The organism is Bradyrhizobium sp. UFLA01-814 (genome assembly GCF_046718885.1).
GTDB lineage: Bacteria > Pseudomonadota > Alphaproteobacteria > Rhizobiales > Xanthobacteraceae > Bradyrhizobium > Bradyrhizobium elkanii.
The window spans coordinates 1-24,871 of record NZ_JAQOSR010000070.1; the positions used below are offsets into that span (position 1 = coordinate 1).

Annotated in this window: 16 protein-coding genes and 1 pseudogene; 15 read left to right on the top strand and 2 right to left on the bottom strand. The window is 58.9% G+C overall.

What is annotated here, in order from left to right; all coding sequences use genetic code 11:
• The 4 genes and pseudogenes from PMN64_RS21585 to PMN64_RS21600 all read left to right on the top strand — a co-directional run.
• Positions 1–716: type VI secretion IcmF C-terminal domain-containing protein (locus PMN64_RS21585; protein ID WP_411782072.1), on the top strand; the 716-nt coding region annotated here is incomplete at its 5' end.
• Positions 717–964: 248 nt separating this feature from the next.
• Complete coding sequence (locus PMN64_RS21590) at positions 965–1,879, top strand: serine/threonine-protein kinase (protein ID WP_411782073.1); 915 nt, start codon at positions 965–967, stop codon at positions 1,877–1,879.
• Positions 1,880–2,275: 396 nt separating this feature from the next.
• Positions 2,276–2,617: pseudogene (locus tag PMN64_RS21595) on the top strand (TSUP family transporter); the annotation flags it as partial.
• A 31-nt stretch (positions 2,618–2,648) separates the two neighbouring features.
• Positions 2,649–3,008 (top strand): TSUP family transporter, encoded by a 360-nt coding sequence (locus PMN64_RS21600; RefSeq protein ID WP_411782074.1) that lies wholly within the window; start codon positions 2,649–2,651, stop codon positions 3,006–3,008.
• Positions 3,009–3,170: 162 nt separating this feature from the next.
• Here PMN64_RS21600 and PMN64_RS21605 read toward each other — a convergent pair whose 3' ends face one another.
• Positions 3,171–3,347 carry a hypothetical protein gene (locus tag PMN64_RS21605; RefSeq protein ID WP_411782075.1) on the bottom strand — a complete coding sequence of 59 codons (177 nt, stop codon included), beginning with the start codon at positions 3,345–3,347 and terminating at the stop codon, positions 3,171–3,173.
• A 407-nt stretch (positions 3,348–3,754) separates the two neighbouring features.
• Here PMN64_RS21605 and PMN64_RS21610 point away from each other — a divergent pair, with 407 nt between their 5' ends.
• From PMN64_RS21610 to PMN64_RS21630, 5 genes are all read left to right on the top strand, one after another.
• Positions 3,755–3,961, top strand: a complete 207-nt coding sequence (locus PMN64_RS21610) for a cold-shock protein (RefSeq protein ID WP_411782076.1) — start codon at positions 3,755–3,757, stop codon at positions 3,959–3,961.
• Positions 3,962–6,711: 2,750 nt separating this feature from the next.
• Positions 6,712–6,945, top strand: coding sequence for a hypothetical protein (locus PMN64_RS21615; protein WP_411782077.1), 234 nt, complete (start codon positions 6,712–6,714; stop codon positions 6,943–6,945).
• A 284-nt stretch (positions 6,946–7,229) separates the two neighbouring features.
• The gene (locus tag PMN64_RS21620; RefSeq protein ID WP_411782078.1) at positions 7,230–13,583 is read left to right on the top strand and encodes a shikimate kinase; all 6,354 of its coding nucleotides are present in this window, start codon (positions 7,230–7,232) and stop codon (positions 13,581–13,583) included.
• 306 nt (positions 13,584–13,889) lie between these two features.
• Positions 13,890–15,614 (top strand): trehalose-6-phosphate synthase, encoded by a 1,725-nt coding sequence (locus PMN64_RS21625; protein WP_411782079.1) that lies wholly within the window; start codon positions 13,890–13,892, stop codon positions 15,612–15,614.
• 585 nt (positions 15,615–16,199) lie between these two features.
• Positions 16,200–16,931 carry a YopT-type cysteine protease domain-containing protein gene (locus PMN64_RS21630; protein ID WP_411782080.1) on the top strand — a complete coding sequence of 244 codons (732 nt, stop codon included), beginning with the start codon at positions 16,200–16,202 and terminating at the stop codon, positions 16,929–16,931.
• A gap of 785 nt (positions 16,932–17,716) precedes the next feature.
• On the opposite strand, the gene PMN64_RS21635 is transcribed toward PMN64_RS21630, so the two are convergent.
• On the bottom strand, positions 17,717–19,558 hold the full coding sequence (locus PMN64_RS21635) for an HrpF/NolX family T3SS translocon protein (protein WP_411782081.1): 1,842 nt from the start codon (positions 19,556–19,558) through the stop codon (positions 17,717–17,719).
• A 656-nt stretch (positions 19,559–20,214) separates the two neighbouring features.
• Between PMN64_RS21635 and PMN64_RS21640 the strand changes: the two genes are divergently transcribed.
• The 6 genes from PMN64_RS21640 to sctV all read left to right on the top strand — a co-directional run bounded on the left by PMN64_RS21640 (position 20,215) and on the right by sctV (position 24,867).
• Positions 20,215–20,400, top strand: a complete 186-nt coding sequence (locus PMN64_RS21640) for a hypothetical protein (RefSeq protein ID WP_411782082.1) — start codon at positions 20,215–20,217, stop codon at positions 20,398–20,400.
• A 65-nt stretch (positions 20,401–20,465) separates the two neighbouring features.
• Complete coding sequence (locus PMN64_RS21645; RefSeq protein WP_411782083.1) at positions 20,466–20,765, top strand: hypothetical protein; 300 nt, start codon at positions 20,466–20,468, stop codon at positions 20,763–20,765.
• Between the two features lie 125 nt (positions 20,766–20,890).
• Positions 20,891–21,781 (top strand): hypothetical protein, encoded by an 891-nt coding sequence (locus tag PMN64_RS21650; protein ID WP_411782084.1) that lies wholly within the window; start codon positions 20,891–20,893, stop codon positions 21,779–21,781.
• Positions 21,782–21,804: 23 nt separating this feature from the next.
• Positions 21,805–22,317, top strand: coding sequence for a hypothetical protein (locus PMN64_RS21655; RefSeq protein ID WP_411782085.1), 513 nt, complete (start codon positions 21,805–21,807; stop codon positions 22,315–22,317).
• Between the two features lie 2 nt (positions 22,318–22,319).
• A complete protein-coding gene (locus PMN64_RS21660; protein WP_411782086.1) occupies positions 22,320–22,766 on the top strand; it encodes a histidine kinase in 447 nt (148 codons plus the stop codon).
• Positions 22,747–24,867 (top strand): type III secretion system export apparatus subunit SctV, encoded by a 2,121-nt coding sequence (gene sctV, locus PMN64_RS21665; RefSeq protein ID WP_411782087.1) that lies wholly within the window; start codon positions 22,747–22,749, stop codon positions 24,865–24,867. The genes PMN64_RS21660 and sctV overlap by 20 nt, the downstream gene beginning before the upstream one ends.
• Positions 24,868–24,871: the final 4 nt, after the last annotated feature.

Here is a 24,871-nt window from a genome sequence, read left to right on the forward strand (position 1 = left end):
AACAGGCGCACGGTTATGTCAATGCAGTTTGGGTGGGAGAAGTCGTCCCGCTCTGCGCGGCTGCCATCTTCCAACGCTATCCAATGTATGCGACGGCGACTGAGGATATAACACTGAAGGACTTTAGCGATTTGTTCCGACCCGGCGGCGTTCTCGATGACTTTTTTCAGAGATACTTGTCGCCGCTGGTCGTCAAGGGCCGAAACGGCCTTGCGCTTGCGACCATCGATGGCGCTGCGGTCCCGATCCATGCCAATGCCCTGGCTCAGTTCCAGCGCGCGCAAGAGATTCGGAAGGCGTTTTTCAGCGGCCCCGGCTCGGCGCCCGCCGTTAAATTCAGCATCAAGCCTCTCCATCTCGCCTCCCATCTGCGGCGCGCGACTTTCGCCATGGATGGCAAGGAGATCTTCTATCGTCACGAGGCGCCGCGCATCTACGAGCTCGAATGGCCGGCCCGAACCGAAGCAAGCACTGCCTCCATCACACTCACCGCCTCGGATGGGACCGAGGAGAAGATTGAGAGCTCAGGTCCTTGGGCATTGTTCCGGCTTGTCGGTGCCTCGCGGCTGTCTTCACGGGGCACCTCCAATCGCTTCACCTTCACGATCGGCGGAGCCGACCGACCCAGTGTGACTTACGAGCTGCGCGCGGAAAGTAAAAGAAATCCGTTCAACTTGAATGTCCTTCGTTCGTTCCGTTGTCCGAATAACCTGTGACGACAACGCTGTGAGCGCGGTTCCTAACCGTTTTCGGGATAAAAGGGCCAAATGCAGCCGGCTGCAAGTTGGCGGAATACTCGCTTCCACCGAGACGCCGAAACTCCGCCTCCTGTTGATCGCAAGTGGCCGTTCCACACGTCCACGATATGTAGCATCGGCTTCGAAATGATCCTGCATTGCCTGCTCATGCAAGAGACAACCGACGATACCAATACGACCGTCGATCACTTGGCTGGGGCTACACAGTGAATCCGGCTGCGCCCCTGGGATACGTGCTTGGCGGTCGTTTCGACCTGCTAGAGGTGATCAATGAGGGGAGCGCCAGTACAGTCTATCGTGCGATCGATCGGATCGGCCTGTGGGCGCGCGAACAAAATCCAGAAGTGGCAGTGAAGGTCATTCACCCACATTCGAAGATGCGCCAGAAATCTGTCGAGCTGCTGCATCGCGAGGCGCGCCTTTTGCGTAACTGCATGCACCGAAATTTGGTGCAAATCTACGATTCCGATTACGACGGCAAGTATCACTACCTGGTTATGGAGCTCCTCAAGGGGCCTTCGCTAGCGCACATCCTGGCCGATCGTCAGGGACAGCCGCTGTCGCCCTCGCTATCCTTTCAGATCGTCCGTGGTGTCGGGCAGGCGCTCGCGCATATGCACCGTCTAGGCATCGTCCATGGCGACCTCAGACCAGCCAACATCGTCATAACTTCGACGGGCGAAATCAAAATTCTGGATTGTGGGACAGCGCTCATGCTCGACGTTCCGGCACAAGACGATAGGGCCAGAGCCATACTCGACCAAATCGGCCTGCTGACACCGGCATATGCCTCGCCAGAGCTGTTGATGAGAGAGCCGCCAGCAGAGAGCGACGATGTCTATTCTCTCGCGGTGGTGGCCTATCTGGCCCTGACTGGCGCCCATCCTTATGCGCAGCGGGCAGCCGATGAGGCACTCAAGGTGAACCTCACACCGGCACCGCCACGGACCATTTCGCCAGTGCAATGGCGGGTGCTCGCTTCAGGCCTCGCCCTTAAGCGCCGCGACCGTATCGAGACAGTCGACGAGTTCGTCCAGCGCCTCGGCCACCCGCCCTGGCGCTACCGGTTGTTCGGCCAGGGCATACTGGCCCGGTGGCTTAGTAGGCTGAAGTTTACATGATTGGGCAGTCAGGATCGACGGCGGGCAGGCGCTCTCCTTGAGTGCTCATCGCTATTCGCTAGCAAGACCCCACGCTGCTGATGGGGCGCCCGACTCAGCACCGTGATCCAATCGGTTTGCTGGTTCCTTACGATGATTTTGCGATCATCCGCACAAGTACGGCGTTTTGGATGTCGGTTGCCGACAAGGGTTGTCGGCCTTCGAACATGACGCAGCTTCATTTGAAGCGGGCTGTCGTTCGCCGCTGAGCGCCAGATTCTGCAGCGCGTTGAAAGATCACAATGACGCGCAATGCGTGCCAATTACGTGCTCCTCTTTGCGAAAGCTCAAGTGAGCCAACCAGCAAATGGACTAGCATGGACCTTGTTCTCTCTTGTCTCCAGGCCATTCCGGACCATGCAGTCTACATTAATAGTCACCTTGTTGATAGGCTTGGTCTCGCTGGTGTACTCGACCGCCGGCCAAGTTGGGGGAACAGCATTTCTCGCAGTCATGGCCTTTGCAGGCCTTTCGGCCGAGCAGATGCGCCCGACTGCACTTGTCTTAAACGTTGTTGCCGCCAGCTATGCGAGTTGGAGGCTGCATCGGCACAGAAAGATTGAATGGAATCTGCTTTGGCAGATCTCGATTCCGTCAATGTTGACGGCCTTCATCGGCGGGCTGCTGGCGATCGGCGGATCGCTCTACCATATCATGACCGGTACGCTGCTGATTGCAGCCTCGTTCTTGATGTTGCTCAAGTCGTGTCGGTCATGTCAAGCATCGTCAGGTGCCGCTTGGTCGTGCCGCGCTGGTAGGCGCTGCCACGGGCCTGCTCTCCGGATTCACGGGAATTGGCGGTGGCGTCTTTCTCGTCCCACTGATCCTGATGCTTGGTTGGGTCTCTCCGAGGCAGGCTGCTGGGCTCTCACCGCCATTCATCCTCTCCAATTCGGTAGTCGCGCTGGCGGGGGTGCTGCTGTCCGGTCAGTCAGTGAACCCAGAGATTGCCATCTACATATGCGGTGCGGCTCTTGGAACCATGCTGGGAACCTGCATCGGGCTGCGGTGGATGAACGATTGGGCCACGCGATATGTTCTTGCGACCATCCTGTTCTTTGCAGGCGTCAGGCTGCTGTTATCTCGGTAAGGCAATGCCCAAATTTACGCCTTTCTGTCTTGCCTTGCCCGCTTCGTGGCGGCTTGAGGGTGATTGTTTTCATTGCGCGTGAGCGCGTCCACCTGGGGCGTCAGCGTCATGGATGTAGTATTCGCGGCAGACGTCGAAGCCCACGAATTGCAGCAGGCTGCATCACGACGTGTTCTTCTCCGAGAGTTCGCTGATCACGTCCGGCAACAACAAGGTCACCGAGACCATCGATTCGGTCGGCGCCAGCGCGACATCTACGAGGGCGTCTGACGCCGCCGCTTCGAAGATGTCATCGTGATCATCGCGTGCCTTAAGGCTGGATACGACGATAGACGTCAAAACGCATACGCTCCACGAGGTAGTGCGCACCTGCTTTACGGTTGCCGGCGACGCGGATCGAAGATCCGGAGGGGCCTATGAGGAGATCTGTCGCAGGCAGCGCAGGATACGACCGTGGCCGGATTCTCTCCAGGTGGAGGTGATGCCATAAGCTATCGATAATCAGATTGGCGCTCACGGCCCATGAGTATTGTTGCGCTTGTGCGAAAAGATGGACGAATCCTCTGCGCCTTTGGCTGGTGACCAGCCTGATGGAGCCAGGTCCGGCGGCTAAGCGAGATGGTCCGCTCCGATGGACATCTGGCTTTGCCTCCGCGCATAAGCCTTGCCAAACGGACGCAACCAGGGGGCTTGTGCCCCTGCTGGAGTTTGGCTAGATCGCAAGGGTTCATTTTAGGATTTCGATAATGGCAATTGGTACTGTGAAATGGTTTAACCCGAGCAAAGGTTATGGCTTCATCAAACCGGATGATGGTGGCCCCGACGTCTTCGTACACATGCGTGCCGTTGAAAAGGCTGGCTACCCGGATCTCGCGGAGGGGGCGAAGATCAGCTACGAACTGAAGACCGGCAGTTCGGGTAAAGCGTCTGCTGAGAACCTGCGACTTGGGTGAGGTCGCCCTTATAGAGACATGCTGGAGGATACCGCCGTCGCGGGCCGCTGTGTCCGAACCTCAAGAAATCAGCATGCAAGCGCGATCGGAAGCCGATCAGATCATTGTGATCGCGCCGGCGCGAACTCCTGGCGGATCGCGACCGAAAGAGGCGGCGCTTGTGCAAAAACGTGACGATCTGTTCGACAGAACGGTCGAGGGCTTCGGCAGCTGCGGACCAAGGTGAAGTCATGGGCCGGTGCCGAACGCTCTTTGTAGAATATCCAACGGATCGATATCAACGCACATGGCGGGGGGACCGATGCGATCGGCAGCTGCCAGAACATCGGCTGGACCGATAAGGCATGAGGCATTGGCACGGTCGAGCGCAGCACTCTCCCTTGCAAAAGCAGCGCGTTGCCGTCTGGGATCAAGGCCACGAAGGGTATAAGGCGCCGTTGCATTCGGGGCGCAACTCCGCCGGTTTCGCCATTGAAGCAGCAACACGCGGCGCGTTTCGGATGGCCTGCGAGGCGCCGAGCATGTTCCGCTTAAGAAGACGAGGCGCGCTTTCGCTCAGATTTGCGAGCTTTCAAGGCACGACGTTTCATCGTCGCCGTAAGCTTCTTTGTTCCTGGTGTGTTGGGTGCAAGGCGGACGCTGCCGGTCCCCGAAACAAATTGACCACCCTTGTCCATTCGTTTCATGCCGTTCTCCAATTAAATAGCCTTATGCCGAATCTCGGATTTCGAAGTAGCTCTAAGGACCAACCGCTAGCGAAAAATCACATCCGTCGCCATTGCATTTGATCTTTCGATCAGCGGCTTATGTGCTTACCGTAAACGAAAAGCAGAAACAAGCTTTCGGGGGAAACACGCATTGTACGATCCGGACGCGGATCGCGTCATCATGTCCGAGCGCGCCAGCGTCATGCCCCGATGCAGAATGACCTACGGGATCGATAATTCTTTTCATTACGCGCAACTCGATGATCTATGATTAAAGGAATGGTCGCAATAGACTCATATAGCAACCGGTCATTGTCTCATTGAAGCGATCAGCGCCCGCACAGAGAATTTCGACGATGCTGGTTGTCGCATTGTCCGTCGCGGCCAAATCAGATCTCGCAAGCGTCGCGTTTTTCGAACCTTTCGACCTGTGATCCTGCAAACGACGATAGTGCTCCTGAACTTGCTCTGTGGATTCATCATCAGGCAGTCGTCAACGCTCCCCCACAACATCTGCCAAAGCCGGCGACCACTCGCGCTAAGATCGGAGAATCATGCGTTCGCCGTCGGTTTCCTGGATCCTGCTGGAGTTCGTCAGCTGTTCGTAAGCAAACGCATCGAGGATGCGTTAGGTGGGGCAGTCAACAAACGCAAAACCTTCGATCGCGATGGGCTCATAGCTGATTTTGACCGAGGTATTGGCCTTCCGCCGATTTCTCAAACTGCGAGCGCCGCTGGCCATCCAACAGAGTCGAGCTTGGCTCGGGTGCGCGTCGCCGCAAAGCCTATGACGGAAGAGCGACGAAAGTCCATGAGTACCACTCACGCGACATAGAGCGCAGAGCTTGAATCGGACCCTGCGTCAAGTTGTACAGTCCGCGCAGACATGCCTGCGAAAGCACTGACGAATGAAGCAACCGTTTTCTTTTGTACTATGTTCTACTTTCGGTTTGCTGGCCCTAATCGGAGTTGCGCTTGCTGTCCGTCGCTCAACTGCACCATACACGATACTGATCGCGAGCCAGCCTCTAGGTGATCGGAATGGGCACATCATTGTCAGTCTTCAAGACGCCTGTCGCGTTGCCGATCGGCAATCGAAGGGCGCAGGAATCACGGCGATCGGTCAGCAAATGGGCAGCGAAAAAGGGACGTACTTGGCTCCGCTTGACGTTCACCGCGAGCTCGAAGTCTCTTGTGCCTAAAGGGGAGCATGCAATTCAAAGAGCTCCGCGTGTTTGGCGGTCGCTGATTCGGCGAGCCCATTCGGTAACTCATCAGACCACGAGGATAGCGGTCGAGCCGACAAGTGGCTGTCGCACTCGTCAGGGCAGGGCATCCAGGTACATTGGATAACGATAATGAGACGCATTGACGAGCGCGACAAATCGCCCATTTCGGAATTTGGTGCCGCTGAAGGTCGAGGCGCTGACGGTTCTAGCGCTGAACCGGCTTGTGCTCCCGGTGAAGAGGGGCCATCGTTCGGTTCCATTGTGGATCGGATGCGGTCCGAGCTTCAGGATTCAGGTCCTCCGGATTCTCGCAGCATGCAGCGCGACAGCGGTGCAGGCCGATTTGCTGCTCCCTCCTCCGGTGCACATCGGCTCCTCGGGGGCGCGTTGCAGGCCGCAATCGGTGGAAGTCGTCGTCGTTTGCGCTCCTTGCCGGAATCCGGCTCGTCGCGAACTGATGGGGAACTGCCGCGCGATGATCCAGAGACGGAAAGCCCGCTAGGGCGCCCTCTCCCGTCGCACGGGGGGGCTGGACCAGGAGGGGGGCGCGTCCACGATGCGTCTGCCCAGAATGTCCAAACCCCGGGCCTGCAGCGGCCTCATAGAACGTACAGTGGGAGACCAAGGCGAGATGCGGGCTTCTCGCATCCGAGTGGCGAGGAGTTCTGGCGCGACGATCGAGAGGCTGAAAGCTCGCACGCGAGCAGACGCCCACTGGACACGCAGTCCGTGTCTGAGAGAAGTGATAGACTGGGAAGGTGGGTAGCCGATGCGCCTGCGCAACCATTCCAGCCTGGGAGCTCGGAGCGAGCCCATGGACCTGATCGTGGCGCAGCCAATCTGGAAATTAATCCATCGGCTTCGGATGGCGACCGGCGACGCGCCGATCGGGCCACTGACCGCCCGCCAACAGCCAGGCTGGCGCCGTATGGCCAATCCATCTCTGACCGAAGTGGCCGAACCGGGAGGTCGCATATCGACAATGCTGCCGCGCAGAATGTCCAAGTTGGAATACCGGAAAGGCATTCTAGACGTTCAGATGAACTAAATGCCGCCTTAAGGGAAATCGCCAGCGCTCGCGACATCAGCGTTTTCTCACGCGCAGTTGTACGTTACAGCAAGCAGCTGGGAAGGCAGGATCTTTCAGACTTTCTGCAAACCGCAGCTGGCCGTTTCGATGCTCGATTTGTGCCGCTGTTGGAGGAAAATATCCGGTCCTCGTGGGGATACGCCACGACATGCAATGAGCTGAGCCGGGAAGCTGGAGGTGAGGCCGGCATAAGAGCTTGCCAGGCCTTAGCGGTTCGGTTGTCGCGCCTCGACAAGGCGCTTATGAAGCAAATCGATCCCATCGCACTTTCTCTGTTCGCATTATCGTTCGGCCGACATTCCTCGGCGGCGAGCTGTCGCGAGGCTGCCGTCGCAATCGCCGGTGAGGTGCCGTCCCAGCTCTCGCGTTTTGACCTGCAGGCGCTTTCAAACCTGGTGAACGGTTTCAGCAAATGGCCAGGCGCGTCGGACTGTCGCGAGGCTGCCGTCGCAATCGCCGGTGAGGTGCCGTACCAGCTCTCGCGTTTTGCTCCGCAGGCGCTTTCGAACCTGGTGAACGGCTTCAGCAAATGGCCGGACGCGGTGGGCTGTCGCGAGGCTGCCGTCGCAATCGCCGGTCAGGTGCCGTCCCAGCTCTTGCGTTTTGCCCCGCAGGAACTGGCGAACCTCGTGAACGGTTTCAGCAAATGGCCGGACGCGGCGAGCTGTCGCCACGCTGCCGTCGCAATCGCCGGTGAGGTGCCGTCTAAGCTCTTGCGTTTTGAGCCGCAGCACCTGGCGAATCTGGTGAACGGTTTCAGCAAATGGCCGGACGCGGCGGGCTGTCGCAAGGCTGCCGTCGCAATCGCCGGTGAGGTGCCGGCCAAGCTCTTGCGTTTTGACCCGCAGCACCTGGCGAACCTGGTGAACGGTTTCAGCAAATGGCCGGACGCGGCGGGCTGCCGTGAGGCTGCCATCGCAATCGCCGGCAGGGTGCCGTCCCAGCTCTTGCGTTTTGACCCGCAGGCGCTGGCGAACCTGGTGAATGGTTTCAGCAAATGGCCGGACGCGGAGGGCTGTCGCGAGGCTGCCGTCGCAATCGCCGGTCAGGTGCCGTCAAAGCTCTTGCGTTTTGCCCCGCAGGAGCTGACGGACCTGGTGAACGGTTTCAGCAAATGGCCGGACGCGGCGGGCTGTCGCGAGGCCGCTGTCGCAATCGCAGGTCAGGTGCCGTCCCAGCTCTTGCGTTTTGACCCGCAGGCGCTGGCGAACCTGGTGAACGGTTTCAGCAAATGGCCGGACGCGGCGGGCTGTCGCGAGGCTGCCGTCGCAATCGCAGGTCGGGTGCCGTCCCAGCTCTTACGTTTTGATCCGCAGGCGCTGGCGAATCTGGTGAACGGTTTCAGCAAATGGCCGGACGCGGTGGGCTGTCGCGAGGCTGCCGTCGCAATCGCCGGTCAGGTGCCGGCCAAGCTCTTGCGTTTTGTCCCGCAGCACCTGGCGAACCTGGTGAACGGTTTCAGCAAATGGCCGGACGCGGTGGAGTGTCGCGAGGCTGCCGTCGCAATCGCCGGTCGGGTGCCATCCCAGCTCTTGCGTTTTGCCCCGCAGCACCTGGCGAACCTGGTGAACGGTTTCAGCAAATGGCCGGACGCGGTGGGCTGTCGCGAGGCCGCCGTCGCAATCGCAGGTGGGGTGCCGTCTCAGATCTTGCGTTTTGACCCGCAGGAGCTGGCGAAGCTGGTGAACGGCTTCAGCAAATGGCCGGACGCGGCGGGCTGTCGCGAGGCTGCCGTCGCAATCGCCGGTCGGGTGCCGTCCCAGCTCTTGCGTTTTGACCCGCAGGCGCTGGCGAATCTGGCGAATGGTTTCAGCAAATGGCCCGAAGAAGCATTCACGGGCCAAGCGACGGTCGCAATCGCTCGTGAGGTCCGTCGCTGTGGCTATCAACTGTCCCATTTTACTCAGCAGGCGCTGGCGAATCTGGTGAACGGATTCAGCAAGTGGCCGGAAGACCCGGACACTTGCCAAGCCGCGGCCGTAATCGCGGGTGAGGTCGGTCGCCGCGCGCTCTCCGATTTCACGCTGCAGCAGATGGCACATCTGATAAATGGCTTCAGCAAGTGGCCCGACGACGCAGCGTGTCACCGGGCGCTGGTGGATGTCGCACGCGGACTAGGCCGGGCAGGCCAACGCTTCGGTACCTTCACGACGCCTCAGTTCGGCATGATCGCCAATGCCCTGGGGCGAAGTATCGTGAGAGGAGAGGAGGCGGGCGAGATCACAGAGACCGCGCTGCTGAAGGATCGCTTGCATCAGTTGGCCCATCACCTTCACTACGACAATGATCGGCTGGAGCAGAGCGATGTTCGGACCATCGCCAGCATTTTCAAGGCCTTGGCGAAGGCTCGTCTGTTCGAGGATCTGGGCTCACTCGCCCCGACCGGGTTGGATCGGCTCAACGAACTGCATCGTGCCCCTGGTTTTGCCGCCCAGAATAACCTCGAAACCATGGGCAATCTCTGTGCCGCGCTGGTGCCGCTGGCGCGCAGCGCGCACCTGCGCTGGCACCGCAGAGTGGCTCTCCACTTGCTGAACGATCTCCAGCCGGTCGTGGAGCAAAAGATCGCGGCGCACTTCAGTGCAAGCGCGGCAGAGCGAACCCGCGGGCCGCTCGCCAGTCGCGGTCCTGCGCTCTCGATCTATCAGATGATGAAGGCTCGTGCGGTCCTGGCGAACATGTTCAAGCGACCGGATATCGAGGGCAAGAAGGCCGATTTGCGCAAGAGGCAGCAAGAGCTGCGGCACGGTACCAAAGAGACCCTGGCCAGGACGCGCGACCTCATCCAGGGCGATCTTTCCAATATGAGCTGGAACCTGATCGCGCAAATCGAGGCGGAGAGCCCGGTCGATGCGCTGGACGCATTTGTCGAGCAGAACGCCGCAACGATCCAGGACAAATATCCTGCGTCCATATTCGATGTTCACGAGGTATTGCGAGCCATGGATCACGAGCCGAGGCCCCCACAGGGCAACGCTGGTCTGATGCGGTTGCCGGTGGTGGACATGCAGGGACGGCCTCTGGCCACGGATCCCGAGACACGATACTCGATCTTTCATCGGCTGACCTCAGGGGCGATCGAGGTGGTCGCCGTCCAGCTGCCAGCAAAGCCGAGCGCCCTCATGCTGGCGCGCACGTTCACGTATAAGGGGGTGCCATACCGCATGGACCTGTTCGGCGGCAGCAAGTTGAAGGCACCAAAACCGACCGTGCTCGAGATCGCCGCCCGCGCTCCAGCCAAGCCGGCAGCAGTATCCTCGGCAGGAAAGCTGCTCGCCATTCCCTATGCCGAAACAGCTCCGGGCACGTCTTTCGAGAAGCTGATGCGCGCCTGGGCGCCCTTCAAAGAAGCCTATTGGTACACTCAGCGTAGGGGATTTGCGGCGCCCCCCGCAATCAAGGATCTCGGCCCTCACGACTACGCGCTCGAGGGCGCCTTCAAGCTGTTGCTGGCGCCAGACCGCCCGGCCAACGAGGCGCATCCCTTCAGACTGATTGGACCGGAAGGCCCGATTGCTCTGCGACCGCATGACGGCTGTGGCTTCATCAAGGCCTCACTCGCCGAGCGTATGCTCGCCGTTCGCCGTGCCGGCCCGAAGGAAGGTTCCGATCGGATGCCGGCCTATGGCGAAGCAAGCAGATCGTTCGTACCGGCCTCGGCGCTGCAACATTATCCGCGTAGTGAGCGAGTGGCGGGCGAGGCGCGCGAGAAAGCCAAGGCTTGGCTGGAGAGCAGAGGAGGGGAAAGCCTGATAGGCGAGCATCTTTTTCGTATGGTGACAGCAGGCCACATCGATGGATCCGGCGCGGTTGCCGTCCCGTCCAGTGACGATTACCTCCATGTGTCACAGCGCAAGAGCGAGACGTTGACGGGAACGGGAGGCGTGCTGATCGGGCGGTCGCCCTATGACAATCCCAACCTGCGCCCGCTTGACTACAAACGCGTCAAGTCAGCAGCTGATGGGGACCCGACTGCGGCATTCCTCGATAGATGCGTGGCCATGCAATACAGCTTCAGCGTCGCTGAGAAGTCCCGGGAGCAACTGGCGGCCGACGATCCGAGCTTCTTTGCCAAAGGCATTCTGATTGTGGTGCCGGACGAGCTGTGGCCGGCCGACTACGCCGATCGTGGCCTGGTGATGTCGGCTGAGGACGTCAAATGCCATTCGAGCTGGACCGAGCGCAAGGACCGCGTCAAGGCGGACACGCTGGTCGACTGCGTCGGCATCCTGCAGGCGACCGAGGTGTTCGCTCCGGGCTCGTTGGTCGCCGTCCCGACCGGTGAGCAGAAAAAGCTCGACGGTGATTTCGACGGAGATACGATTGTGATCGTCGGTGACCGGCCGCAGCTTTATGAGCATGTTCACCTGTTCGATGACAAGGAGCAAGCCCGCGGGGTTCGCTCGCTCAAGCCACCAAAGTCGCATACGCCGGCAATCGAGGGCAATGATTACAAATTCAGTCGTGCCAGCCAGATCCTCGCGGCGACGCGGGATACTTTGGAGACTTATAGCGGCCTGCAGCGGAGTTTTCTGGCGCAATCCCATCAAGCACGACGTTGGTTTGCCGAGCGCGCAGTGTTTGGAACTTTCGAGGGGTTTCATAACGAACTTCAGCGCGACATCCGTCAATTACTGACCCAGGAGCAGGTGAGCGCCCAGGATGTCGAGCACATGCTCGATAGAGCGAGGCCCGAGATCAAGCTTGCAGACCATGCAGTCGCCCACGAAATTGCCGAGTTCCTCGTCACCGACCTTGAGGCATGGGCAGCAAGCATGGATGAGCAGGTGCTGCCCGAAACAGTCGAAGGCGCGCGCGATACCAAGCTGACGGTGAGCCCGGCGCTTGCAGAGCTTTTCCCAAACCTGGCGGAGACCTATCCGGCGGCCACTCACCCGCGCGAGCGTATCCAGGCCCTGCTAGACAACTATCCTCCGCGCATCAGTCCACGGCCGGATGGGTACATTGCCGATGACCTCGTGCAAAGCGCAGGCAACCTCCTGAGCCTCGGCATCAAGGTCGGAACGGACGCCTTTAAATCCGACACCAGCGTCCAGCTGTTTATGAAGAAAAGCCAAGGGCTCCAGAGCCTCCTGCAGCAGGCGCCAGGCCTGAAGTCGGTGCCCTATGTCAAGAGCCTGGCGGCGACCCTCAATCACGGGATGTTCAATGTCGACACGACTTTGGAGGATCTGAAGGACAATCCCACATTGGCGGCTTCAATCATGGAGGCCTCGATCAATCTTGCTGCGGAGAAAGGGATTCTGCCTCGCCCCTTTGACCGGCAGCCTGCCGAGGATTCTGCCATCAAATTGACGCTAACTCGCGAACTGGCCTCGGAGCGCGCCCAAACCGAGGTGGCGCGCGCCGCAGTCGAAGAAAAGGCGATCACTGCAGCGGCGCTTCAGGTTGCCAAAGATCTCCGGCAAACGGGCATCGATGTGAAGATGCCCCATCTCGGCCGTCGATTGAAGACAGAAAGCTCCCTCAGAGACCAGCTTATGGTTGTGAATGATGTCCCCGAAGGCGCCTCACAGCTGATCAGCAACGCCGTGCGCCATGTCTTTGAAGTGCCCGATAAGGATTTTGCAAAGGCCTTCCGGAAAGCCATTCTGTCGTTTGAGAAGCAAGGCTACACCGAAATCAGCACAGCAAACTGGTTCAGGATGAGCGCTCCGACCTTTGTCGGCATCAAGACTGTGCTCGCCACGCCGGATGGTTACCGCTTCGAGGCGGAGTTTCATACGCCGGGCAGCTACAAGGCCAAAATGGCCAATCACAACACCTATAAGGAACTCCAGCGACGAAGCAGAAGCGATACACCGGATCCCGCCAAGATCCAGCAGCTCGCGCAGCTCACGCGCGAGGTCTGCAAAGAAGTTGCGATCCCGGAGGGTGTCAGAAACATTCCCCACTTTTCAATCGAAGGGGCGCGTGCAGCTGGCGTCGGCGCGGCCTTTGCGCTGCGATCTGGCCAACAAACAGGGACGCCCGAGGGATCACCGACTGCAAAGGACGTTGTCGCCGCCCTCGACGGCCGGCCGATCGTGCTCGTCGGCATGCCCGGCTCCGGCAAATCCACTATCGGCCCATATCTCGCGCGAAGACTAGGGCTGCCTTTCATCGACTCCGACAAAAAGATTGAGGCGATGACTCGCATGTCGATCACGGACGTTTTTTCGACCAAAGGGGAGCAGTATTTCAGGAATCTCGAGGCCAGTTTGATCGCGGAGTCTCTCGAGCGGGGACCCGTGGTGCTCGCCACCGGTGGCGGCGCGTTCATGCATGAGGAGACGCAGCGCCGCGTGGCCAAGAAAGGGGTCTCGATCTGGCTCAATGCCGACGCGGGTGAGATCAGGAAGCGCCTTGCTCGTGACACCACCCGCCCGCTGTTGCAGACCGAGGACCGGAGGGACAAGATCACGCAATTGATCCGCGAGCGCGAACCGTTCTATCAACTTGCCGATCTCACCATCGTCCCGGGACGGCGTAACAACAGGAGCGCGGATCAATGCGTGGTCGCGCTGCATGCCCATCTTTGCGGCGAGGCGAGCGCGGACCGGATACCGGCCAATGTCATGGGAGCGGTACTGTGACCTCGTCGCTCACACGGTTGATTGTCGATATCGCGCGCACTGATCGGTATGAACAGTCTCTTCGCCTCGAGTGGGCACACCCCTTGAGCCAGGCGAAGCCCGCCCTGCTCAGTGCTGTCGTATCAACCTCGTCCGACAATTCAAACGGGCCGAGCCAGACCGGCCATCTCGAAACGGCAGAGGTGCCCCACATGAACGTGGCACGGGCGACCTAGGTCTCGTCAGCTTCTCGAAAGATCGAGCTGCTAACATAAGAAAGGGGCAGTCCCGAGCTAGCCGTTCTGATTGCTCAATCGGAGGTCTAGAATGGACCCATCTAGTGTCAATTTCGCTGCAAGTACAGCTTCTCCTCGCACGTCGCGCGCCAGGACGGAACAGCTGAAAGTGAGCCAAGCCGCTTTTGAAGCGCATCTGAGTGAAGCCGCACAGAGGCGGCCGATACAAGCCGATCTAGAACGCTCCCGTCATAGTGTCTTTGCCCGGTATGAGGCCGGCAGCGGCTTGGCGGCCCAGCAGCCGGATATGCAACTTGTCCTTGTTTCCAATCGTGTATCGAGCTTCGGCCCAGGCAAACCAAAGACGGGTGGACTTGCCGCGGCCCTCGAGCCGGCCGTTGAACGATCTGGCGCCGTTTGGATGGGGGCCTCGGGAACACTAACCGACGGCAGTGAGCAGCTAACCCCTCTTGAGCAGCACGGCAAAGGTCAAGTTGCAAAGGTAGATCTGCCGGCCGCCCACTACGCCGGCTTCTATCATGAATTTTCGAATTCTATTCTGTGGCCGGCGCTTCATTCGCTGACCGAGCGGATGTCACCTGCATCGGAAGAGCATTATAACAGCTATTGCGAGATCAACCGCGCTATGGCACGCGCCCTGTCATGCCTTAGAAAGCGCGACGCAATCTGGGTGCATGATTATCATCTCCTTTCCCTCGGCAAGGAGCTGCGCGAGCTCACGATTGAGCAGCCGATCGGCTTTTTCCTACATACGCCATGGCCGAACCCTGATGTGATTGAGAAGGTGCCCCATCATCTCGATCTCGTGCAATCCATGTTGGCGTACGATCTTGTCGGCTTTCAGACCCGCTGGGATCTGAACAATTTCCTGTCGTGCCTCCAAGTACATCTTGGGATGGAAAGCAGGAGCGATGTTGTGATCTCGGAGCGAGGCCTCACGCGTTGTCAGGTGTTTCCGATTGGTATCGATCCGAAGCAGTTCGCAGAATATGCTGTGGAGTCGCTCGCGGAATACCGACAGGAGATCTCGTCGATCCAGGACAAGCTCAACTGTACGAAACTGGCAATCGGCGTGGATCGCCTTGACTATACAAAGGGCATCGACAACCGGATCAAAGCTCTCGACCTGCTGTTGACAAACAAACCGCACAGCATCTCGCTCCTGCAGATTGGGACGTCGTCGCGCGCCGATATTCCAGCATACAGTGAATATCAGCGCGATATCGCCAGCCTCGTCGAAGACGTCAATCTTAAGCATGGAACGGACGACGGCTGCGAGCCGATCAGCTACAGGAAGGGTCACTTCTCGCAGGTGGAGCTAGCCGGGTTTTACCGGACCGCCGATGTTGGTGTGGTGACGCCGTTGCGTGACGGTATGAATTTGGTGGCGAAAGAGTATGTTGCTGCGCAAGATCCGAACGATCCGGGCGTGCTAGTCTTGTCGAAGTTCGCGGGGGCGGCCGAGGAGCTCAACGAAAATATGGCACTGCACGTGGATCCGACCTCTCCTGACGACATCGCGGCGGCGATTTCAGCAGCGATCGAAATGCCGCGCGAGGAGCGCATCGAACGCTGCGGAGCGATGATCAACACAATTGAGGCGTATACGATCCATGACTGGTCGAAGGAATTCGTTCGCGAGCTCTACCCCAGTCGAGTGGCAGTGCCAGCCGATCAGTTCCGATATCTCGGCTTCGGTTGGCTCAACGAGGCCCAAGCGCTCATGTACGCGACAGTGGAGGAGTTAAATGTCGCGGTGAAGCATGTACAGGACACGCGCTGGATCTTGCCTTGAGAGTGCGTGCAGGCCAAAGCGGAGGCGAGCCCGATTGATCAATTTGGGTTCTGATCAAAAGGCCAATCCACATTCAGCAGCTCGTTTGTTCAGTGCTTGATCTTTCGGCAAGACAAGTGCCGCGCATTCCTGCTTCCTTCTATCCGCGATCCGTCGCCAACCTGGTCTAGCGGACATGCGCCATCGCCTGGTACGCGCAAGCACCTGCTAGAGCGGGCACACTGCCTGCCAGGCTGGCCATCGTCGCGCTCGCTGGCCGAAAACGTTGCCGTCTTCGTCATGCTCGCTAAGCTGGGCAACGCCTGCCCGTCAGCTTCTCATCAGCTTGTCTGGGTATCATTCACAGCACCGCCTTACCCACTGCGAAGAGACCCACGCCAAAGGGAAGCGAGCATCGCCATGCATAATCGAATCGGTGGACCATCCACACGTCCGAGCCAAACTCACGAAGCTTGTGAGCCGGTGGACAGCGACAGCTTTCGACAGATTCTTGCGGGTGTGTCGTCCAGATCGATGACAGATCCACATGCGAATTCGTCTCCGGGGCCAACACGGCCGCGCTCGATCGTTTCCGAGTCTCCTATCATGGAATTCGAAAGGCTTCCATTTGGCACAAACAGGCAAAATCTTAAGCCGCGGACGAAGCTGCCACCTGGAGAATTGCCCGACAAAATGGGATGTTGCGTCAGCACACCCCAGGCCACCGATCCACACAATCCCAGCACGTCCTCTCCGGCGAGGCCGAGCAACTCAGTGTTCCAATACCGGACGGCCGAATTGCATCAAGCCAATGTGGACGGCATCTGCGTCGGATTAGCTGCGGAGTGGCTCGGCATTCTCAGCCACAGTCCATCAACTCGAATGGATGCGCTAGCACCCGGATCGCGAATGCATGACTCAGCGGCTGTGCGCCAGGAGCGGTATATAGACTTCAAGAGAGAGTTGCGAGGGCGGGGGGCAGGAGCTTCTCAGGCAGACATTGAGGCACAAAACCGCGTTTTTCGGGAAGCAAATTTGGATCCATCCGGAAAGGAGAAGGTATACGAATTCGGCGAACGTTCGAGCCTCTTGCGCATGGTGAGGAAAATCACCGACGGCGGATCGAAATATTTGCTCAGTTTGTATTTCGCCGACGGCGGCTCACACGTCGTTGCAACGGCAACGCTGGACGGAAGGACGACACTCTTCGATCCGAATTATGGAGAGTTTACTGCTCAACCAGACGAGATGGAAGGATTGCTTGAAAGCCTCGCCAATCGTTACAGGAACCCCAACGGGCGGCAGTTGACGACCATCACCACACAAAAAATAAACTGAGGTCGGTCCTGCAGGCGGCAGGCGATCAGCTCGTTCGGTAAGGGCGAACAACTATATCCATCCCCCAGCCTCGCTGCACAAAGCGCCGGAACAGGAGATCTTCGCGCGGGCAGCAAGGCTCGAGGGCTTGTGCAAATCGCGAGCGAGCCGCTCGCCTTTGCCTCGGGACAGAGCTGCACAGGCCCATCCCGACGGCTCGGATATCAGTCCAAGAGCTGGTCGCGGGGCGGTCTCATGACGAGCCGCCTCTGTCGCCTGATATGGCATCATGTCTTGTCGAAACTCTAGACCGCTGTCCGCTTGGCGGGATGGCTAGGTCGCAAGACAGCTCAAGTTCTAGGTCCAGGCCTTCAAGATCGTCTTCCTTTCGTTCGCCGCAGACACGGCTAGCGCTCATCCTGCGCTTTGAGTGGCGCTACTTCGGGTCGCACAATCAGCGCCGGCTGCAACCGAGCGCATCGCCCGCCCTGTCAGCTTGGTCTTGAGAAGCTGCCTCTGGGCCTTTACAGAATTTGCGCATGCGATTGGTGCTGTCGCTTAAGGAGATGACACGATCCTCGCAGTGGCGCCGCAAGTGCTTGGGCGACGCCTGGTGCTTCTGCGGCTCGCGAAGGGGCGACCTCGCGGTGACGAGACGAGGTCTCAAACGCGCGGTCTTATGCAGTCCGCGCGTTCGCATGCAGCGTCAAATCTTGCGCGCCTCTGTCAGGCAATGGGCGAACTCCAAGCCGCAGGCTGTCAGCGCAACTCGCCTGTCAGCTTCCAGGACGAGGCCTCGCGGCGACCTAGCTCGGAACAGCTGCGGCTTGCATGGGTCCGGTCTCAAGGCGGGCCTTCAGGTCGTCCAAATAGTTCTGGGCATAGGATTGCGCCTGCGAGACCGACAGGTCGATCCCCCTCGTTGCGGCCTCTTCCAGAACCTTCTTTGCGAGACCTTCGCGCAGCGCCAACTTGACCTCGGGCCCGGAGATACAGCCAACGGCCTGCGCCGCAAGATTGATGCCGACTTCTTTCAGCGCCTTCTTCATATCGCCCCCGCTAATGGCCGTGTGAAGAAGGTTCGCTGCTTGCGACTCCAACTCGAGTACCATCGATACGGCATCGGCCACTTCGCCCAAGGCGGGAATGAAGCCGAGCACGCCGACTGCTGTGGCCGCCAAATCAAGCACCTTCGTGCCTACCTTGAGCACGTCGTCGACCACATGCATGATGGCTCCGCCATTCTTTTTCGCAGATTTGATATCGGGTTGGTCGTCCACCCCCATCATCATGTCCGCAACCGCGCGTTTTTCGGCGGCGGTCGTCGGGACATGGGTCTTGGTCTGCTGAACGGTACGGTTCGCAGTCGACATGTTGCCGTAGAAGTGCGTGAAGTCGTTGTTGCTGATGTTGCCGGAATCGACCGTATGCCCGCCGCCGAAGTCGGTGATCTTATGATGGGTCTTGTAGCCGGTGATCGAATTGTTCAGTAACCCAAACAACAGCGGGTCCGAAAGCAGCTGTGACGCTGCTTGGCGCACGTCCGGATCGAGACTCTTGTCGTCCGCCATGCTCGACAGCTTCTCTCGTGTCAGGTCGCCTTTCCCGAAGAATGCGGATTGATTCTTGTTGATCGTGCCGAGCGTGTCGAGTTCGCTCTGTGTCAGGTTCATCGACGATGAAGCGACTTGCAGGAAATCCTCTTTATGGACTTTATCAATCGCGCCGCCGTACAACTGCTTCCAGGCGTCGGGATGGTCGAGGAAGTATTGAGCCGCCGCGATCACCTGGGGCGGACACTTGCCGGTCTTGGCGTTGCCGTCGACGATCCTCTTGAAGTCGTCCAGACTGAGATTCTTAGGCAGGTAATCAGAATACCGGTAGAGTTCGCGCAATGCATCATTCGCGGTCATGGCCGACGGTTGTCCATTTCCGGCACCGTCGGATGAAATGTAGTTCTGCTCGTAGCTGTGCGCCTGCCGCTCCTGGAATGCAGCAACCTGTGCGTGGCTGGCGGAGAACTCGGACAGATCATTCGCCTTGATCTTGCCCCCGCAGCGGCCGTCGCCCTGGGAGCCGATCGCATAGAAGAGCTCCGGGTCCTGCCGCAATTTGTTGATCGCTTCCTTCAGATCCGGTGGCGTCGAGGGGTCGTTGGCCTTTTCTGCCAACGAATCCCAGCTGAGCGGGCATTGGTCCTTGTGCCGGTTCAGCACTGCGACGATCTCCAGCTCGGAATTGGTCAGCGTGCCGCCATTCCATGTGATCCTCGAGCTTGCTACCGGAGCGGTCGCGACCTCAGGTGCGGCAGCAGACGCAGCCGGCGCCGATTCGTCGACGGAAGAGGAGTCGGCTGAGGAAGAAGGAAGCGAGTCGTTCTCCAATGCCTCGATCGCCGCCTTCACATCCGCTGGCAGCTGGTCCAATGGGTCCTGCGGCACCGGCAGCTCGGGCTGCAGCGGATCCGTTGACGTGGAGGGGACATCGGATTTCTCTTGCCCCGAACTGACGGACAACATCGCCTCGAAGATCGAAGGTTTGCCTTCCCCGATCTGGTCGGATGGTCGCAACGCCGACGAAGTCCCCGGTACAAGTCCAAACTGAGCTGGATCCACACTGGCGGGCAGTGAAAAGCTATTGAGCTGCATCTGAGTTCATTTCCATTGTGGTCAATCGGTGACATCGGCGATCGCAAGAACGACGCGGTCATGCCAGACTAGGGGGCCGACCTTTCGAGAAGCTGACGAGTTTGAAAGGCTCAGGTTGAGCCAATCGCGGTCAACTTCGATTTATCTTGGAGAGGCGCCGGCGTGCTCATAGGTGTCATCTCCGACCCAGTAATGTCATCTCCGGCCCAGTGCGCGCAACACGACACTGTCCTGATGGGTTTGGAGGAGCTTCCAGTCATCGCAAATGAAAATCGTCGCGAAGCCGCGAAGCGCCATCACCGCCGAGTCCCGCGGCGGCATTTCGAGCAGCGCGCGGTTTTGCCTGTGCCTTGCCATCGCACGATTGAGCGTCTGATCCAACGGGTGCGATGGAAGTGTGGTGGACGGGGCGCCAGGATTGTCTGGTGCTAGTAGGAGATGTTGTAAAATTAGGTTCACGCGGTCGAGAACTCGTTCGGTGCAGCCCGGCATGTACCCGTGAAGCCGCCCTCTCGCCTCAGGTTGATGTTGGTCCTGATATAGAGATCGTTGTCGAATCCGTCAGCTTCTCGACAGCTAATCCCGCTAGCGTGAGCAATGTGGGTCGCTCGGTGGCGATGCCACCTTTCTGATGAAACCGAAGTGAGAGGCAGCAGATGGCCGGCGCAATCGAAAGTGTGGTTCACACCAATCTTGATAGTGACGCTTCGCAGTCCGTGGATCAGCGTCGAGAATTCGAATCAGCTTTTGGTTCGGTTCTTGCCATGGTCGCGGTGCAGAGTATGGAGCGAAACATGGCAAATCTTCACGAAACGGTGGCTGAAACAGAAGAAGATGCCTGACGCCGAATCGCGACGTCAGGGACCGTCGCCAGCAGTGGCGGCAATTCAAAGGAAGGTGAAGCGATATGGTCAACAAAGTAGGTGGTTCTGGTTCTCATGGTGGTGACACCGCCGATACCAAGACTGACAACAAGGCTGACAACAAGGCCTCAGGTTCCGGTGGTGGTGGTACCACGGCGTCTACCGCCGCATCAGGAGCTGGTGCCGTAATTGATCAGGTCGGGGGGGCGGCAACTTACGAGGCGCTGATCACGCAGTTGAAGGCCGTCAACCTGCAATCCATGGTGCAGGACATGCGCTTGCGCGCCCTGTCGACCGAGCTCTCGAGTGAGAAGAAGGCGGCGAGCGAGCGCGCCAACGGGTAAGCCTGGAAGCGGGGCGTGTCCTCGCCCCGCTTTTCCAGTCGTGGCGGCGATGTGAGTAGTGACGGTCTTCGAATGCACTGTACGGCAATGCCTGCCGTGCTCCCCCTAGGTTTTGAGGATTGTCCGTGAATGAGGCTGCCTCCTTCCACTTCGAGGTGCTGTCGGGAGTTTATGCCGGGCTGAGCGGAAAAGCGGCTGCCGGGACGAGCCTTATCGGCAGTGGCGTCGACGCAGATATGATCTTCGTCGAACAAGGGCTTGAGCCGCATCACCTTCGCGTCACCCTCGTTGGTAACTCGATCGAGATCGAGGCCCTTGCACCCATAGGCACTATCGAGGGCGAGGGGGATGTTGGCGCAGGTGAGCGCGTTGTTCGTTCTCTTCCGGCCGTTGTCCACGCGGGCACGATGTCTATTCGCTGGTCGATGCAAAATGCGGTCGAGGCCGGTTCGATCAGCCGATCGCGCTTGTCGATCTCGGCGCTGGCCATCGTGTTGCTCGGCATTTTCGGTATTGGTGCTCTGACGACCGCTTTATCCAAAGGCGGCGGAGGTGCACCAAGCGCCAGTGCGGCGCCCGCAGCCGAGACTGTACAAAAGCGCATTCCGAACCGACCTGATGAGCGGCGTGCCCAGGACACAGCCGAAATGTTGAAACAGGAGGTTGATAAGGCCGGCCTGCTCGACATCAGGATCGGTTCGGGCCCGGGTTTTGTCAGTGCTGAGGGAACAGTCACTCCTGCAACAGTTGTGAAATGGCAGGAACTCCAGCAATGGTTCGATCGTCGTACTGATGGCGCGCTAACCTTGGTGAACGGAGTGCGGGTCAAGGAGGACAAGCCGCCTTCTCCAATCGCTCTCGAAGCTGTTTGGCACGGAATCCAGCCCTATTTGCTTATCGGCGGACAGAAATATTTCGTCGGTGCTCTGTTGGCTGACGGATGGTCGGTTGATCGAATCGAGGAAGGGCGCGTGCTGCTAAGTCGAAATGGCCGTTTTGCCGCCGTTCCCTATTAGCGCGAAGGAAAATTGGAGAGCCCATGTCAAAGCTGTCCCGCCATGATGTCGGGCCTGGCACTGTTTCGCAGAGACTCAACGAGGACCGTGCACCGGTAATCGACCTCAGCAAGACCAAGATCGACGGTACTCCCGCAAATGATGAGAATCAGCAGGCGTCGATCTGGCGGGAGCTGAACGCGTCGCATTTGCCGCTCGATGTGACGATCAACGCCCTATCGGAGGCCAAACATATTGATGCAGTCGGGCGCGTCAGTCTCAGCAAGATGCGCACCCGCGGCAATGATGTCGAGGGGCTGACGCCGCGCCACGAGAGCGATATTGCGCATGATCTGCTCGCCTTCGTCACACCTCGGCTGCGCCATCCGGACATGCTGCGGGCAGAGCGGTACGGTGTTCTTCTGGAAAGTCTTGCTCTTAAGCTCTCGGCCGCGCCTGCGGATTCGATCGCGGGCGAAGGTATCGTCGTGCTGCGGCAAGCACTGCAGTGGCTGATCCTGCTCCGGCAGAACCGGAACAGCTTGATCGAAGCCTAGCCATGGTCACCTGTGATGAAGCGCAGCAGCCGGCGACGGACGTTTCCAATGCCGCTAACGTGTCGCTGAGTTCCGGGCAAGAGCGCGATTTGGTCTGCGCACTTTCCTATCTCCATCTTGCATGTGGGCAGGGCGCAGAATGCGTTGCTCTGTTGCAGCTGATCGTCCGCGACAACTCGCGAGACGTCGATCTGCTGCGGATTCTCGCCTACGCCCTCATCTCGGAGGGCCTCGGCGATCAAGCGCTGCGGATCCTGGACAGACTGGATACACTTGATGACGAGCCGTCTTCGCGCACCCATTTGATGCTGTTACGGAGCCATGCCCTGCGGCGAGCAGGCCGTATGGACGAGGCGCGCGCCGTCTTCCAAGACTATGTTTCGTTGCGCGTTGGCACAGTTCTTATCAAACAACCATCAGAGGGACTCCATGACCAACGTCCTGCGTAGCATCATTGCGCGCGCGTCGGCCAACTCCGACCTGATGGTTGCGTTGATGCTGCTTCTGACGGTCAGCATGATGATCATGCCGATCCCGCTTGTAGCGATCGATACGCTCATCGGCTTCAATCTGGGCATCGCCATACTGCTGCTGATGGTTGCTCTTTACATCAGCACCCCGCTCGATTTCTCGTCCTTGCCGAGCGTCATTCTGATTTCCACGGTATTCCGTCTGGCGCTCACCATCTCGACGACGCGGCTGATCCTGGCTGATGGGGATGCCGGCAGCATCATTCACACGTTCGGTGACTTTGTCATATCGGGGAATATCGTCGTCGGCATTGTCATCTTTCTAGTCGTAACCATGGTGCAATTCATCGTCGTCGCCAAGGGCGCGGAACGCGTGGCGGAGGTGGCGGCGCGCTTCACGCTCGATGCCCTGCCAGGCAAGCAGATGGGGATCGATGCGGAGCTGCGCAACGGTCATATCGATCAGAAGGAGGCCCGCGGTCGGCGCGCTGCATTGGAGAAAGAAAGCCAGCTCTACGGGGCCATGGACGGCGCCATGAAATTCGTGAAGGGTGACGCTATCGCAGGGTTGGTGGTCATCTGCATCAACATGCTGGCCGGGATCACCATCGGCGTGCTCTCCAGGGGAATGTCTTTCGTAGAGGCGTTGCATCAATATACCCTGCTGACGATAGGTGATGCGCTTATTTCGCAAATTCCATCGCTACTGCTCTCGATTACAGCCGGAACGATCATCACTCGCGTAAATGGATCTACCCAGCTCAACCTTGGTAGCGATATCGTCAACCAGCTCACCGCCAATGCTCACGCCTTGCGACTGGCCGCCTGCGTCTTGGTTGTCATGGGGATCATCCCGGGTTTCCCGTTGCCGGTCTTTTTCGTCTTGGCCGCGGTCTTTGCGGCAGCGAGCTTTGCCGACGGTGTGGTCCAAAGCGCCAAGAAAGACGCTGATGTCTCTAGTCCGGTTCCCGCACAGCCTCACAAGCAAACGGTGCCGGCGGAAGCGCTTCCCGTTGCGTTATTCCTCGCACCCAGTCTGATACAGGCGATCGACAGGGACGAATTGCAGCAGCACATTGCGCGGGTTTCCGGATCGGTCTCAACAGATCTAGGCATCACGATTCCGCGCATCCCCGTCGAGGTCGACGAGCGCTTGCCAAAGTTGGTGTTCAGGGTGGATGTCGAGGGCGTGCCGGTCGATCAGGATTATATTGATCCAACGCAGCTCGTGCTCAACGATGATCTGGCCAACATTGAATTAAGCGGCATCCCATTCCGGCATGACCCGGAGACGGATAGAATCTGGATCGAACAAAGCAATCAATCGGCCCTCAAAGCGGCCGGCATCGGGTATCGCCGTCCCATTGAGATCCTGGCCTTGCGCGTTAATTCGGCGTTGACCCGCCATGCCCCGTGCTTGGTGGGTATTCAGGAAACGCGTCAATTACTGGCTCGAATGGAGATCGAATATTCAGATCTGGTGAAGGAGGTGTTGCGTACGACGCCAATCCCCAAGATAGCCGACGTCCTGCGGCGCCTGCTGGAGGAGGCAATTCCGATCCGCAATACAAGGCTGGTCTTGGAAGCATTGGCTGAATGGAGCGGACGAGAGCAAAACGTCGTCTTGCTCACTGAATATGTTCGCTCGGGCCTGAAGCGGCAGATTTGCCACCGCCATGCCAACGCACACCGTGTCGTGCCCGTCTTTATCATCGAACGGCAAACCGAGGAGGTTGTTCGCGGCGCTGTGCGCGATACGCCCAAAGGACCCTACCTGACTTTGACGGACGGTCAAAGCGAGGCGCTGCTTTCAAGAGTGCGTCAGATCCATTCGAACATGGTTCGAGGTCAGGCCCGCCCAGTTATCCTTGCTTCGATGGATGTACGGCGCTTTGTCCGCGGTTTTCTCACCCGCAATGGGATCGATCTTCCTGTTCTATCCTATCAGGAGCTTGCCCCCGACTTCACAATCCAGCCCGTTGGATCAATCACACTGACTGCTGCCAAGAACAATGCTCCGTTGGAGCAACCTCGTAACATGATCGCTGCAGCCGACAAATCGGCCCAGCAATCGATCTGAGAAG

Coding starts and splice junctions, on each gene's coding strand:
- PMN64_RS21645 (WP_411782083.1), top strand. CDS start 20,466: ATGGTCAACAAAGTAGGTGGTTCTGGTTCTCATGGTGGTGACACCGCC.
- PMN64_RS21660 (WP_411782086.1), top strand. CDS start 22,320: ATGGTCACCTGTGATGAAGCGCAGCAGCCGGCGACGGACGTTTCCAAT.
- PMN64_RS21640 (WP_411782082.1), top strand. CDS start 20,215: ATGGCCGGCGCAATCGAAAGTGTGGTTCACACCAATCTTGATAGTGAC.
- PMN64_RS21615 (WP_411782077.1), top strand. CDS start 6,712: ATGGACCTGATCGTGGCGCAGCCAATCTGGAAATTAATCCATCGGCTT.
- PMN64_RS21630 (WP_411782080.1), top strand. CDS start 16,200: ATGGAATTCGAAAGGCTTCCATTTGGCACAAACAGGCAAAATCTTAAG.
- PMN64_RS21635 (WP_411782081.1), bottom strand. CDS start 19,558: ATGCAGCTCAATAGCTTTTCACTGCCCGCCAGTGTGGATCCAGCTCAG.
- PMN64_RS21620 (WP_411782078.1), top strand. CDS start 7,230: ATGAAGCAAATCGATCCCATCGCACTTTCTCTGTTCGCATTATCGTTC.
- sctV (WP_411782087.1), top strand. CDS start 22,747: ATGACCAACGTCCTGCGTAGCATCATTGCGCGCGCGTCGGCCAACTCC.
- PMN64_RS21655 (WP_411782085.1), top strand. CDS start 21,805: ATGTCAAAGCTGTCCCGCCATGATGTCGGGCCTGGCACTGTTTCGCAG.
- PMN64_RS21625 (WP_411782079.1), top strand. CDS start 13,890: ATGGACCCATCTAGTGTCAATTTCGCTGCAAGTACAGCTTCTCCTCGC.
- PMN64_RS21610 (WP_411782076.1), top strand. CDS start 3,755: ATGGCAATTGGTACTGTGAAATGGTTTAACCCGAGCAAAGGTTATGGC.